The 13,089-nt window shown below is 71.8% G+C and carries 13 protein-coding genes and 1 tRNA gene; 1 reads left to right on the top strand and 13 read right to left on the bottom strand.

All coding sequences use genetic code 11. The features are described from left to right. Nucleotides 1-36: 36 nt before the first annotated feature. From KAG51_RS13665 to KAG51_RS13625, 9 genes are all read right to left on the bottom strand, one after another. A tRNA-Asn gene (locus tag KAG51_RS13665) sits at nucleotides 37-109 on the bottom strand. Next, complete coding sequence (locus KAG51_RS13660) at nucleotides 100-687, bottom strand: sigma-70 family RNA polymerase sigma factor (RefSeq protein ID WP_290584394.1); 588 nt, start codon at nucleotides 685-687, stop codon at nucleotides 100-102. Before KAG51_RS13660 ends, KAG51_RS13665 begins: the two co-directional genes overlap by 10 nt. A gap of 64 nt (nucleotides 688-751) precedes the next feature. Further along, nucleotides 752-2,656 carry a DNA primase gene (gene dnaG / locus KAG51_RS13655; protein WP_290584393.1) on the bottom strand — a complete coding sequence of 635 codons (1,905 nt, stop codon included), beginning with the start codon at nucleotides 2,654-2,656 and terminating at the stop codon, nucleotides 752-754. Between the two features lie 63 nt (nucleotides 2,657-2,719). Next, complete coding sequence (locus KAG51_RS13650; RefSeq protein WP_290584392.1) at nucleotides 2,720-3,049, bottom strand: nuclear transport factor 2 family protein; 330 nt, start codon at nucleotides 3,047-3,049, stop codon at nucleotides 2,720-2,722. Nucleotides 3,050-3,079: 30 nt separating this feature from the next. Next, complete coding sequence (locus tag KAG51_RS13645; RefSeq protein WP_290584391.1) at nucleotides 3,080-4,303, bottom strand: deoxyguanosinetriphosphate triphosphohydrolase; 1,224 nt, start codon at nucleotides 4,301-4,303, stop codon at nucleotides 3,080-3,082. Nucleotides 4,304-4,449: 146 nt separating this feature from the next. Continuing rightward, nucleotides 4,450-5,331, bottom strand: coding sequence for a bifunctional DNA-formamidopyrimidine glycosylase/DNA-(apurinic or apyrimidinic site) lyase (mutM, locus tag KAG51_RS13640; RefSeq protein WP_290584390.1), 882 nt, complete (start codon nucleotides 5,329-5,331; stop codon nucleotides 4,450-4,452). Continuing rightward, a complete protein-coding gene (gene rnc / locus KAG51_RS13635; protein WP_290584389.1) occupies nucleotides 5,324-6,049 on the bottom strand; it encodes a ribonuclease III in 726 nt (241 codons plus the stop codon). Before rnc ends, mutM begins: the two co-directional genes overlap by 8 nt. Nucleotides 6,050-6,068: 19 nt before the next feature. After that, a complete protein-coding gene (rpmF, locus tag KAG51_RS13630) occupies nucleotides 6,069-6,254 on the bottom strand; it encodes a 50S ribosomal protein L32 (RefSeq protein WP_290584388.1) in 186 nt (61 codons plus the stop codon). Nucleotides 6,255-6,256: 2 nt separating this feature from the next. Next, nucleotides 6,257-6,796 carry a DUF177 domain-containing protein gene (locus KAG51_RS13625; RefSeq protein ID WP_290584387.1) on the bottom strand — a complete coding sequence of 180 codons (540 nt, stop codon included), beginning with the start codon at nucleotides 6,794-6,796 and terminating at the stop codon, nucleotides 6,257-6,259. 128 nt (nucleotides 6,797-6,924) lie between these two features. Here KAG51_RS13625 and dinB point away from each other — a divergent pair, with 128 nt between their 5' ends. Continuing rightward, nucleotides 6,925-8,127, top strand: a complete 1,203-nt coding sequence (dinB, locus tag KAG51_RS13620; RefSeq protein WP_290584386.1) for a DNA polymerase IV — start codon at nucleotides 6,925-6,927, stop codon at nucleotides 8,125-8,127. A 141-nt stretch (nucleotides 8,128-8,268) separates the two neighbouring features. Here dinB and coaD read toward each other — a convergent pair whose 3' ends face one another. The 4 genes from coaD to KAG51_RS13600 are packed head-to-tail and all read right to left on the bottom strand — an operon-like array spanning nucleotide 8,269 to nucleotide 13,034. Then, nucleotides 8,269-8,760 carry a pantetheine-phosphate adenylyltransferase gene (coaD, locus tag KAG51_RS13615; RefSeq protein WP_290584385.1) on the bottom strand — a complete coding sequence of 164 codons (492 nt, stop codon included), beginning with the start codon at nucleotides 8,758-8,760 and terminating at the stop codon, nucleotides 8,269-8,271. Between the two features lies 1 nt (nucleotide 8,761). Beyond that, on the bottom strand, nucleotides 8,762-9,313 hold the full coding sequence (rsmD, locus tag KAG51_RS13610; protein WP_290584384.1) for a 16S rRNA (guanine(966)-N(2))-methyltransferase RsmD: 552 nt from the start codon (nucleotides 9,311-9,313) through the stop codon (nucleotides 8,762-8,764). Further along, a complete protein-coding gene (locus KAG51_RS13605; RefSeq protein WP_290584383.1) occupies nucleotides 9,310-11,445 on the bottom strand; it encodes an ATP-dependent DNA helicase RecG in 2,136 nt (711 codons plus the stop codon). Before KAG51_RS13605 ends, rsmD begins: the two co-directional genes overlap by 4 nt. Further along, nucleotides 11,442-13,034: a DAK2 domain-containing protein gene (locus KAG51_RS13600; RefSeq protein WP_290584382.1), complete on the bottom strand. Its 1,593-nt coding sequence runs from the start codon at nucleotides 13,032-13,034 to the stop codon at nucleotides 11,442-11,444. The genes KAG51_RS13605 and KAG51_RS13600 overlap by 4 nt, the downstream gene beginning before the upstream one ends. Between the last annotated feature and the right edge of the window lie 55 nt (nucleotides 13,035-13,089).

The following is a 13,089-nucleotide window of genomic DNA, read 5'->3' as shown; positions in this document are numbered from 1 at the left end:
ACAAAGGCCCAGCCGCATCCGCGACTGGGCACATTGCTCCCCCATCTGGACTCGAACCAGAAACCCTTCGATTAACAGTCGAATGCTCTGCCAATTGAGCTATGGGGGATCGGCTCCCTCAGCGGGAGCACGGTGCACCACCTTAGCAAGCCGCGCGCGCATCTGTCGCATCGCCCGGGCTTCCTGCTCGCGCACCTGCGACTCGGTCAGTCCGAGCAGCCGGGCGACCTCGTGGCGGGGGCGGGGTGGGCCCGGTTCCTGGCCGAGTCGGAACCGCAGACGGAGCACCTCGGGCACGGAGTCCAAGCGCTCGTCGACGGGCTCGTGGGGCTCTGCTTCAGGCGCCGGGAGATCGGCCGGGAGCTCGACCTCCCCCGTCGGGACGGCGGCGCGCATCGCCTCACCGATCCACCACCACGCGTAGGTGCGCAGACGCACTCCCCGGTCCGGGTCGAAGCGGTCGACGGCCCGGATGAGTCCGAGACATCCCGACTGCACGGCGTCGTCGAAGGCGTCCCCGCGGTAGCCGAGCATCCGGGCCCGCTGGACGACGTGCCTCAGGCCCGACCGGATCAGCGCGCCCCGCGCCTCCCCGTCGCCAGACCGCGCGCGACGGGCCAGATCGCCCTCGCGCTCACGTTCGAGCTCAGGCTCGTCCCACACCTGCCGGACCCATGACATCGCCATGCACCCCACCGTGCTGCGAGATCACCGCCGAGGGGACCCGCCGGAGGATCGCTGTGGACGAGGCTCAGCTGGGGACGACGCCGCCGACGGCCTTCTCGCGCAGCTCGCGGTGCTGCTGCTCGAGCGCGATCAGCTCGCCGAACATGCGGTTGTACTGCTCGGGCTCCTCGAGCGGATTGGTGCGCTGCAGACGCGACTTCAGATCGGCGACGTGCCGCCCGACCGTGAGCACCTGCAGCCGGAAGATGCTCGACGACACGACCTGCACCGTGGTGTGCTCCTGCGCGAGCAGGGGCTCGACGGCCGCTCGGGACAGGATCGGACGCAGCTCCTCGGGCAGCGTCTCCGAGACGCGCGGCACCCAGCTGGGATCCTCCTTCGCCGGCCAGCCCTGGGCCGCCATGACCGACCAGATGTGCCGGGCGATCGGATGGGTGAAGTCGTCCTCGTCGAGGTCAGCGGCGAACTGGGCCGCGGTGTGCGGGTGCTGCGCGAGGGCCTTCAGGGCCTCGCGCTCGTCGGCGAACTGCGGCGCGCCGAACGACGGCCCCGCGGAGAACGCCGACGGCTCCTGCGGTGGGGCCTCAGCCGAGTCCGCCGGGGCGCTCGGACCGGTCGGCTTCGCCCGGGCCGGACGCGCCTTCGCCTTCTGGTGCTCGGAGCGCACCTGCTCGACCTCGACCCCGATGCGCCCGGCCACCTCGCGCAGGAACGCGTCGACCTTGGAGGCGTCGCGGATCGCGCTGGCCAGCTGCACCGCGTCGCGGACCGCGTCGACGCGCTGGTCGGCGCGGTCGAGGTCGTACTGCTTCAGCGTGTTGTCGAGCACGAAGCGGTACAGCGGGATGCGCGAGGCGATGAGCTCGCGCACCGCCGCATCGCCGTCGGCCATGCGCAGGTCGCACGGGTCCATGCCACGCGGCTCGACGGCGACGTAGGTCTGACCCACGAACTCCTCGTCGCCCTCGAAGGACTTCACGGCGGCCCGCTGCCCGGCCTCGTCGCCGTCGAAGGTGAACACGACCTCGCCGCGGAACGCGTCGTGGTCGATCATGAGCCGGCGCAGGATGCGGGCGTGGCCCTCGCCGAACGCGGTGCCGCACGTGGCGACCGCCGTGGTGACGCCGGCCTGGTGGCACGCCATGACGTCGGTGTAGCCCTCGACTACAACGGCCTGGCTCGCGCCGGAGATCTGCCGGCGGGCCAGGTCGATGCCGTAGAGCACCTGGGTCTTCTTGTAGATCGGCGTCTCGGAGGTGTTGACGTACTTGCCGGCCATGAAGTCGTCGTCGTACAGCTTGCGGGCGCCGAAGCCGATGATCTCGCCGGTCATCTCCTTGATGGGCCACAGCAGACGCCCCTGGAACACGTCGAACGTGCCGCTGTTGGTACGCCGCGCCAGGCCACCGACCACGAGCTCCTCGTCGGTGAACCCCTGGTTCTTGAGGAAGCCGGTGAGACTCTGGCGGTCCTTCGGCGCGTACCCGAGCGTGAAGTGCTCGGCCGCGGCCTGGTCGAAGCCGCGGTCCTTGATGAACTGGCGCGCGACCTGGGCCTCGGCCGAGGAACCGAGCTGCTGGGCGTAGAACTCGCCGGCGTACCGGTGCGCCTCGAGCAGTCGCTGGCGCTGGCGCGGGTCACGGCGCGGGCCGGTGGGGCGGGCGTCCTCGTCGTAGCGCAGCTGGATGCCGTACTTCGAGGCGAGGCGCTCGACGGCCTCGGCGAACGGCAGGCCCTCGATCTCCATCAGGAACTTGATCGAGTCACCGCCGACCCCGCAGCCGAAGCAGTGGTAGTACCCCTGCGCCGGGCGGACGTTGAACGACGGCGACTTCTCGTCGTGGAACGGGCACAGGCCCTTGCGGGCGCCGCCGCCGGCGTTGCGCAGCGTGACGTAGGACTCGACGACCTCGTCGATACGGGCGCGTTCGCGGACGAGCTGGATGTCCTCGTCCTTGATCCGCGGCATGCGCGCATTCTATGTCGGCGCCCCACTCCCCTGGGCCCACCCGTCCACGGGCGGCCGACGGCCCTACGGAGCGATCTCGAGGTGGGCGATGAGACCGTGCTCGAGCGCGAACCGCTGCTGCAAGGTGGCCGTGCCACCGGGAAAGTCGCCGTCGATCCGCACCTGCACCACGACCCGGCCATCGTCGTCCACGGTGTGCCCCAGCCGGGTGGTCGTGTAGGTGAACTGTGTCGAGGAGCGCTCGACCCACCGACCGATCTCGGCGGTGCCGTCGTACGTTCCTCCGTCGTCGACGACCCGGGCGTCAGGCGCGAAGGCGGCAAGGGCCGCGGCGTGGTCCCTAGCATCGCGGGCGTCGAGGTACGCGGCCACCACTGGAGGCAGGTCAGTCATGGGTCGACCGTAGGACGAGCCTCTGACAGATCAAAGACCGAGCCGCTGGGCCCACATCGGGGCGGAGACGTCGGTCATGCACGCCACCTGGTCGACGACGACGCGAAGCCGTGCGGCGTCGTCCGGTGCGACGGCGAAGTCGGCGGCCAGGTCGCGGTCGAGATCGCGGCCCTCGCGGTCCAGCAGACCGGCCACGAGTGCCGTGAGGAGGTCCCGCTGGTCCTGCTGGTTGGCCGTGCGGTCGTCGGCCAGCATCACGTGGTGCGCGGCGAGCGACTTGAGCACCGTGATCTCGTCGAGGGTCTGGCGCGGGACCTCGAGATCGGCGTCGAATCGCACGAGCGGGCCCGGACCCCACCGTTGGGTCGTCGCGGTCTGCGCGGCGACGGCGAACCGGCCGATCAGCGCACTCGTGAGGCTCTTGATCCTGCCGAGTGCCGCGCGGCTGCCGTCGAAGCGGGTCGAGGGCCACTCCGGCAGCTGCTGCAGGCGCTCCATCGCGGCGCCGAGCCGGTCGTCGTCGGCGTCCGGGAGGTACCAGTCGCGGGCGACGGCGCACACGCGATCGAGCTCGAGGTCGTCGGTCAGGTCGAACCAGCCGCCGACCACCCCGTCCTCGACGTCGTGCACCGAGTAGGCGATGTCGTCGGAGAGATCCATGACCTGCGCCTCGACGGGGCGCACGTGGGGCGCCGCCTCGGCCCGCACCCAGGCGAACACGGGGAGGTCGTCCTCGTACACGCCGAACTTGGGGCCGCCACCGGGCGCCGCGCCCCGGCGCCACGGGTACTTGATGCAGGCGGCCAGCGTGCCTCGCGTGAGGTTGAGGCCGACGCTCGCCCCGTCGGGCCCGAAGGTCTTGGCCTCGAGCCGGGTCAACAGACGCAGGGTCTGCGCATTGCCCTCGAAGCCGCCACACGCCGTCGCGACCGCGTCGAGCGCGGCCTCGCCGTTGTGGCCGAAGGGTGGGTGACCGAGGTCGTGGGCCAACGCGGCGGAGTCGACGATGTCAGGGTCGCAGCCGAGCGACGCACCCAGCTCGCGCGCGACCTGCGCGACCTCGAGGGAGTGGGTCAGGCGGTTGCGGACGAAGTCATCGGAACCGGCGCCCATGACCTGGGTCTTCGCCGACAGCCGGCGCAGGGCCGCGGAGTGCACGATGCGCCCCCGGTCGCGCTCGAACGGCGTGCGGCCGGCCCGCTTGGGCGGCTCGGCCACGAAGCGCGCTCGCGCCTCCGCTCCGTAGCTCGTCACGCCAGCACGGTAGCGGACCCCTCCCGGGCGGTGACCTACTCGGCTAACGCGCGAGGGAGCGGTGACCTACTCGTCGATCGAGCGTCCGGATCGGCGAGCAGCTCACCGCCCGCGGCGAAGGATGGGCGAGCAACTCACCGCCCGGGCTAGAAGCGGCCGTTGCGGGGGCGGGGCTGGCAACGGGGACACCAGAAGGACGAGCGGTTCATGAAGGCGCTGCGACGCATCGGGGTGCCGCAGCGGTCGCACGGCTCGCCCTCGCGGCCGTAGGCGTGCAGCGAGCGGTCGAAGTAGCCGCTGGCGCCGTTGACGTTGACGTAGAGCGCGTCGAACGACGTGCCGCCCTGCTCCAACGCCTCGGCCATGACCTCGGTGACGTGGTGCAGCAGGGTGTCGACCTCGGTGCGCCGCAGGGTGCGGGTGTTGCGGGCGTAGTGCAGCGGCACCCGCCACAACGCCTCGTCGGCGTAGATGTTGCCGACCCCCGAGATGAGCGTCTGGTCGAGCAGCGCACGCTTGATGCCGGTCTCGCGCCGCTTGAGCCGGGCCGCGAACTGCGCGGGGTCGAAGAGCGGGTCGAGCGGATCGCGGGCGACGTGCGCGACCTCGACCGGCAGGTCCGCTCCCCCGTCGCGCACCATCTCGTCGCTGAGCGCGAGACCGCCGAAGATCCGCTGGTCGACGAAGCGCAGCTGCGTGCCGTCCTCGAGATCGAGAGTGACCTTGAGGTGCTTCTGCGGCGTGGCGTCCGGCGTGCTCACGAGCATCTGCCCGCTCATGCCGAGGTGGGCCAGCAGCGCGTCACCCGCGCCACCGTCCTCACTGTGGAGCGGCAGCCAGAGGTACTTGCCGCGCCGGCAGGCACCGGCCACGACGCGGCCCGTGAGCCGCAGGGCGAAGTCCTCCGGCCCCGGCGCGTGGCGCCGCAGGGACCGCACGTCGAGCACGCGGACCGCCGTGATCCGCCGGCCGACGACGTGATCGGCCAGGCCGCGACGGACGACCTCGACCTCGGGCAGCTCAGGCACGTGCGGTGGCCGGCGTCGCGCCGGTGAGGGCCTCCCACGCGATCTGGGCGACCTGCTGCTCGGCCTCCTTCTTGGAGGTGCCCGCCCCGCCCTCGAAGACGTGGTCGCCCACGTGCACCGCGGCGGTGAACTGTCGCGCGTGGTCGGGGCCCTCGCTCTGGACGACGTAGCGGGGCACGCCGAGCCCCTGGTCAGCAGCGACCTCCTGCAGCGAGGTCTTCCAGTCCAGCGCCGCACCCAGACGGGCGGCGTCGGCGATGACGGGGTCGAAGATGCGGTGCAGCACCTCGGCGGCACGCTCGATGCCGAACTGCACGTAGATGGCGCCGATCAGGGCCTCGACGGTGTCGGACAGGATCGACGCCTTGTCGCGTCCGCCCGTGGCCTCCTCGCCGCGGCCCAGACGGACGTGCTCGCCGATGCCGAGCGTGCGCGCCACGACCGCGAGCGCCTTGGCGCTGACGACGGCCGAGCGCAGCTTCGCGAGCTGGCCCTCCGGCAGGTCGGGATGGGTCGTGAACAGCGCGTCGGTCACGACGAGCCCCAGCACCGAGTCACCGAGGAACTCGAGGCGCTCGTTGTTGGGCACCTGGCCGTTCTCGTACGCGAACGACCGGTGCGTCAGGGCATGGGTCAGCAGCTCCGGGTCGAGATCCGGAACTCCCAGGACGGCGCTGAGCTCGTGCGTGCCGGGCTCAGCGGCGCCGTGCTCGTCCACGACGGGGTCGGTCAGGAGCTCAGAGAACCTGACGACGCTCGCCGCGGGCGCCGTACTGGCCGCACTCGCGGCACGCGCGGTGCGGGATGACCTTGCTGTCGCACGCGGGGTTGGCGCAGTCGACGACCTGGACCTTCGCGGCCTTCCAGGCCGAGCGACGGTGACGGGTGTTGCTGCGCGACATCTTCCGCTTCGGGACGGCCACGATTACTCCTTGGGGGGTTCGATCATCTGGGACAGAGCCGACCACCGGGGGTCGATCTGCGCTCCGTGCGTGTGGTCGGGATCATCCGCGAGCCGAGCCCCGCACTCAGGGCACAGTCCCGGACACTCCGGATCACACAACGGGTGCTGCGGCAGTGCGAACACGACCGCGTCTCGCAACGCGGGTTCGAAGTCGAGCAGGTCGCCCTCGAGCCACTGGGACTCCTCGGCCTCCTCCGGGTCGGAGGGCCGGTCGAACAGGAACAGCTCCTGGACCTCGAGGTCGATCTCGTCCTCGACATCGGTCAGGCACCGCACACATTCGCCGGTCGCCGTCACCGTGGTGGTTCCTGTGGCCAGGATCCCGTCCATGATCGTCTCGAGCCGCAGCTCCAGGTCGATCAGTGAACCCTCGGGGACGCCGAAGACGTCATAGCCCCACTGCGCCGGCACCTCGGCGGACAGGTGATACGAGCGTTCGTTGCCTGGTCGTCGCCCCAGCTCGTGGGTGTCGATGACCAGAGGTCCCGTCTGCACGCTCATCCGTTCGTCGCATGTGCACAACACATGACCTGCGAGCAGGCCAGCGACGATCATAGCCTGCGGGCGGACTGCGTGGAAATCGAGGCGTTCGGTCCGGTCCTGTCGGCGCGGGGGCCCATGATCGTCCCATGACCGACGGCCCGCTCACCGAGGGGACCGTGCTGCACGCCGACCTCGACGCGTTCTTCGCCTCGGTCGAGCAGCGCGACGACCCCGCGCTGCGGGGCCGCCCCGTCATCGTGGGTGGCGGTGTCGTCGTGGCGGCGTCCTACGAGGCCAAGAAGCGCGGGGTCCGCACCCCCTCCAACATCCGCCGGGCCCGGCAGATCTGTCCCGAGGCCGTCGTCGTGCCCCCGCGGTTCGAGGCGTACACCGAGGCGAGCCGGCGAGTCTTCGAGGTCTTCCACGACACCACTCCCGTCGTGGAGGCCCTGTCGATCGACGAGGCGTTCCTCGAGGTCGGTGGCCTGAGGCGCATCCGGGGTGCGCCGTCGCAGATCGCCCGCCAGCTCCGGGCCGACGTCGCCGAGCGGGTGGGCCTGCCGATCTCGGTCGGCGTGGCCCGCACCAAGTACCTCGCCAAGATCGCCAGCGCGTCGGCCAAGCCCGACGGCCTGCTGGTGGTGCACCTGGAGGGCGAGCAGCAGTTCCTCCACGCCCTGCCGGTCGAACGCCTGTGGGGGGTCGGCGAGGTCACCGCGGCCAAGCTCCACCACCACCACGTCCGCACGGTCGGCCAGATCGCCGCGATGGAGCTGCGGGAGGCCACGGCGCTGCTGGGCGCGGCCTCGGGCCGCCACCTCTGGGCCCTCGCGCAGGGGCATGATCCGCGCCGCGTCGAGACGGGCCAGCGTCGCGGCTCCATGGGCGCCCAGCACGCCCTGGGCAGCAGGCGCCGGTCGGTCGAGGAGATCGAGACGATCCTGCTCGGCCTCGTCGATCGCGTCACGAGCCGCATGCGCCGGGTCGACCGCACCGGCAGCGTCGTCACGATCTCGCTGCGGTTCGGCGACTTCGGTCGCTCCACCGCCTCGCACACGCTCGCGCGCCCCACGTCCCACACCACGACGGTCCTCGACGCCGCTCGTACGCTGCTCCGCCAGCGATGGCCGGAGGTCGAGCGCCGCGGCCTCAGCCTGATCGGCGTCTCGGTGGGTCAGGTCGACGACGCACCTCTTCAGCTCGCGCTCCCCCTCGACGCCACCTCGGGCACCGAGCTCGACACAGCGATCGACGAGGTCCGCGGCAAGTTCGGTACGGCCTCGGTGCGGCGGGCCGCCCAGCTCGGCGAGGGCCGTCCGCGCGCTTCGCAGCCGATCCTGCCGGACTAGCTGACTTCGATCGGCCTTCCCGGCTCCGCGACGCCTGCGTAGCAGCCGCCGAGATGGCCGGGGCGGTGAACCAGCAACCTCACGAGCGCCACACGATGTTGCCTGCGCACCGCGACTCGCGGCAGGGGCAGAGCCGACGGGCTAGTGACCGAACTTGGCGTCGAGCGCGGCCAGCACCGGGGTGGACACCAGGTCGGCGACGTCGCCACCGTGGCGGGCGACCTCCTTGACCAGGCTGGAGGCGATGAACATGTAGTCGGGCGACGTCGGGATGAAGACTGTGTCGACCCCCGTGAGGTTGCCGTTCATCTGCGCCATCTGGAGCTCGTAGTCGAAGTCCGAGACCGCGCGAAGGCCCTTCACGATGGCCGAGACGTCGTTCTGCGCGCAGTAGTCGACGAGCAGGCCCGCGTAGGAGTCGACCGAGACGTTGGGGCGCTGGTGCACCGACCGACGGATCAGGTCGATGCGCTCCTCGATGTCGAACAGGCCCTTCTTCGACTCGTTGACCAGCACCACCACGATGACCTCGTCGAACAGGAACGAGGCCCGCGTGATGATGTCGAGGTGACCGTTGGTCACGGGGTCGAAGGAGCCCGGGCACACGACCCGCGTTGGCGTCCGATCGCTCATGTCAGCGACCGTACCAAAGCGTGGTCTCGCCGTACGCGCGCTCGTCGTACGGCTCGATCCCAGGGGGCCAGGTGAAGGGGTCGCGACTCGAGCGCTCCACGACGATGAGCCCGTCCGGCAGGCACCACACCGGGTCGGCGAGCTCGCCCACGAGCGCCGCCACCTCGGCCGTGGCGACCGCGTACGGCGGGTCGAGCACGATCAGGTCGTAGGGCTGCGGCGGCGGCCTGCGCAGGAACGCCGCCGCCTTGACCGGGTGCACGCGCGCGGTGCTGATCGCGAGCTCGTCGAGGTTGCTCCGCATCACGCGCACGGCGTGCCGGTCGGGGTCGACCAGGTCGGCGTGCGCGGCACCGCGCGACAGCGCCTCGATGCCGATCGCGCCCGACCCCGCGAACAGGTCGAGCACCCGCAGGTCGTCCAGACCGCCGAACGCCGAGGTGAGCGTGGCGAACAGCGACTCCCGGACCCGGTCGGACGTGGGCCGGGTCGCGTCACCGGGCGGCGTGCGCAGCCGGCGCCCCTTGAACGTGCCGGCCACGACCCGCGTCACGTGCGCTCCAGGTACTCGGCACTGTCCGACGCCTCGATCGCCGCCACGGCGGCAGCGAGGGCCGGCTGACCCGACAGCGCGGGGTCCCCTGCGACGACGGCCGTGGCGGCCTCCCGGGCGGCGACGATGACGTCCTCGTCGCGGACGACCGACAGCAGGCGCAGGCTCGAGCGGAAGCCGGACTGCCGGGTGCCGAGCACGTCGCCCTCGCTGCGCATCGAGACGTCGAGCCTCGACAGCTCGAAGCCGTCGGTCGTCGACGCGACGGCCTTCAGTCGTTCGGCCGAGGGCGACTCGGCGTCCGCCGCGGTCACGAGCAGGCACAGGCCTGGCTCGCTCCCGCGGCCGACCCGGCCGCGAAGCTGGTGGAGCTGGGAGATGCCGAAGCGCTCGGCGTCCATCACGACCATGACGGTGGCGTTGGGCACGTCGACCCCGACCTCGACGACCGTCGTGGCCACGAGGACGTCGATCTCACCGGCGGCGAACCGCGACATCACGGCGTCCTTCTCCTCGGCGGCCATGCGCCCGTGCAGGGCGCCGAGCCGCAGACCGTGGAGGGGGCCGCCGGCCAGCTCCTCGTGCAGCTCGACGAGCGAGCGCGTCGGCGACTCCTCGACGCCCGTGTCGCCCCCTCCTTCATCGGCACTGCCGATGCGCGAGACGACGACGTAGGCCTGCCGGCCACGTCCGACCTCCTCGCGAACCCGCTCCCACGCCCGGTCGAGCCAGGCCGGCCGGTCGGCGATGGGCACCACGGTGGTCTGGATCGGCTGACGTCCCGCGGGCAGCTGGGCCAGGACCGACACGTCGAGGTCACCGAACACCGTCATCGCCACGGTGCGCGGGATCGGGGTGGCGGTCATGACGAGCGTGTGCGGCCGCGTCTCGGCACGGTCGACCAGGGCAGCGCGCTGCTCGACGCCGAAGCGGTGCTGCTCGTCGACCACGACGAGACCCAGGTCGGCGAACTCGACACCGTCCTGGATCAACGCGTGCGTGCCGACGACGATGCCCGCCTCGCCGGTCACGAGGTCGAGCAGCGACTCCTGACGGGCCCGGGTCCCCATCGAGCCGGTCAGGAGCCGCACCCGGGTGGCGTCCTCGGCGCCGCCGAGCATCCCGGAGCGCGCAAGGTCGCCCAGCATGCGCGTGATGGTGCGGTGGTGCTGGGCCGCGAGCACCTCGGTCGGCGCGAGCATCGCGGCCTGACCACCCGCGTCGACGACCTGCAGCATCGCCAGCAGCGCTACGACGGTCTTGCCCGAACCGACCTCCCCCTGCAGCAGACGGTGCATCGGGTGTGTCGTGGCCAGCTCGGCGCCGATGACCTCGGCGATCTCCCGCTGCCCGTCGGTCAGGGCGAACGGCAGCTGCTCCACGAACCGGTCCCGGAGCCCGCCCGCGCGTGGCGGTCGCGCCGTGGCGGTCGCCGCTGCCGCCGCGTGCCGACGCTGGGCGAGCACGGCCTGGATCACGAAGGCCTCCTCGAACCGGAACCGCGCCCGCGCCGCCATGGCCTCGGCGATCGAGTACGGGCGGTGGACGCTCTCGAACGACGCGGCCACGTCGCCGTAGCCCCGCGCGTCGCGGACGGCGTCGGGCAGCAGCTCCGGGAGGTCCTCGACCGCGTCGAGGACCATCCCCACACACCGTTCGATGACGACCGAGCTCGCGGACGCGCTCGCCGGGTAGATCGGGACGACTCCCCGGGCCAGACGGTCACCGATCGGGTCGTGCTGCGGGTGGGTCAGCTGCAGCTTCCCGCGGAAGCTGCCGACCACGCCCGAGAACAAGCCCACGTCGCCGGGCTTGAGTGCGTAGATCTTGGCGAAGAACGTCAGCGTGATCTCGCCGGACTGGTCGGTCACGAGGACCTCGGTGCGGGTGCGGCGGCCGTTCGGACCGAACGGGAACTTCTTGACCGACCGCACCTCGGCCATGATCGTCACGTGCTGGTCGAGCTCCAGGTCGCTGAGCGGTGTCAGCTGGCCGATCTCGAGGTAGCGACGCGGGTAGTGACGCAGCAGGTCACCCACCGTCTCGATCCCGAAGGACTTCGCGAGCGGCTTGGCCGACTTGTCGCCGATGACCGGCGCAAGCTTGCTCTCGAACGTGACCGGCACCGTCACTCCACCGCGATGAACAACGGGTAGTTCTCCTGGCCCCCGGCGTGCACCTCGACGTCGACGTCGGGTCGTCCGCCCTGGATGTGGGTCCGCAGCTCGGCGGCCAGGCTCTCCTCGGCTCCGTGGCCGGACACGATCGTCACGAGCTCCGACGACGGCGTCAGGAGCCGCTCCACGACCTGGGCCGCGACCTCCAGCGGCGACTCCCCCACGAAGGCGAAGTCGCCCGAGACGACTCCGAGCACGTCACCTGCCTCGCACGGTCCGGCCATCGTGATGCCCGGCTCGGACGCGATCGTGATGGCCCCGTGGGCCGTGCCGCCGGCTGCGCTCGACATCGCCACGACGTCGTCGTCGAAGTCGATCCCGGGGTCGTGCACCGCGAGCGCCGCGAGCCCCTGCACCTGGGCCGACGTCGGGATCACGGCGACCCGCCGACCTCCGCTGCGCGCCGACTTCGCGGCCGCCTCGAACAGCCCGACGTAGCGGGAGTTGTTGGGCAGCACCACGATCTCGTCGGCGTCGGTCGCGTCGAGTGCGGCGGCCACGACGTCGTGGGAGAGCGGCGAGGTGCGCGAGAACGGCATCGTGACGGCGCCGTGCTCGGAGCAGAGCTCGGTGATGCCGTCGCCCGTCGTGGCCATGATCACGACCCGCTGTCGGCGCCGCTGCTTCGGCTGGGCCGCCACCTGGTCGGCGAAGTGCGTGACCGCGATGCGTCGGGGCGTGCCGGCCTGCAGGCCGGCCTCGATCGCGGCGCCGACGTCGTCGACGTGCACGTGGACGTTCCAGAGCCGTTCCCCACCCACCACGACGAGGGAGTCGCCGAGGGCCGCCAGGGCCTTGCGGAGCGCCGGGATCTCGTCGTCGGCGGCGTCGAGCAGGTACATGACCTCATAGGCCGGGCCACCCTCGACAAGGTCGACCCCCGCCTCGACGGGCACCGGCACGACGGCTCGGCTCGTGGGAGCCGAGCGCCCCGTGAGCGCCTGCTCGGTGGCGTCCAGGACGACCACGAGGACGCGGCCGCCGGCGTCGACGACGCCGGCGCGAGCGAGCAGGTCCATCTGCGAGGGGGTGCGGGCCAGACCCTCGCGCGCCGCGGCGGCGGCCGCGCTGAAGGCCTCCCGGGCCGACCGCCCGGCGTCGGCAGCCTCGCGCGCACCTCGGCTCGCCGCGGCCGCGACCGACAGGATCGTGCCCTCCTGGGGTTCACCGACCGCCTCGTAGGCGGCGGCGGTCGCGCGCTCGAAGGCCACCGCGACGTTCTCGGCCGTGACCTCCTCGGTGACCGGCAGACCGGACAGGCTGCCCCGGACGAGCTGCGACATGATGACGCCCGAGTTGCCGCGTGCGCCGGTCAGCAGGCCGTCGCGGTACGCCTTCACGAGCGTCACCAGATCGGCCTCGGCGCCCAGCTCGGCCACCGCCTCCGCCCCCGCCGCGAAGGTGACGAAGGCGTTGGTCCCGGTGTCGGCGTCGGGCACCGGGAAGACGTTGAGCGCGTCGATCTCGGCCCGCGCGCTCGCCAGGGCGTCGGTGCACAACCGGGTCCACCGCAGGAACGGCTCCGGCCCGAGACGCAGACTCATGGCGCCGAGGCTATCGGCACCTCTGCCCTGCTCGCGCGAGGCCGATTCGCACTGG

Origin of the sequence: Aeromicrobium sp. (genome assembly GCF_023146395.1) — a bacterium.
GTDB lineage: Bacteria > Actinomycetota > Actinomycetes > Propionibacteriales > Nocardioidaceae > Aeromicrobium.
This window is presented reverse-complemented; position numbering and strand designations above follow the sequence as displayed.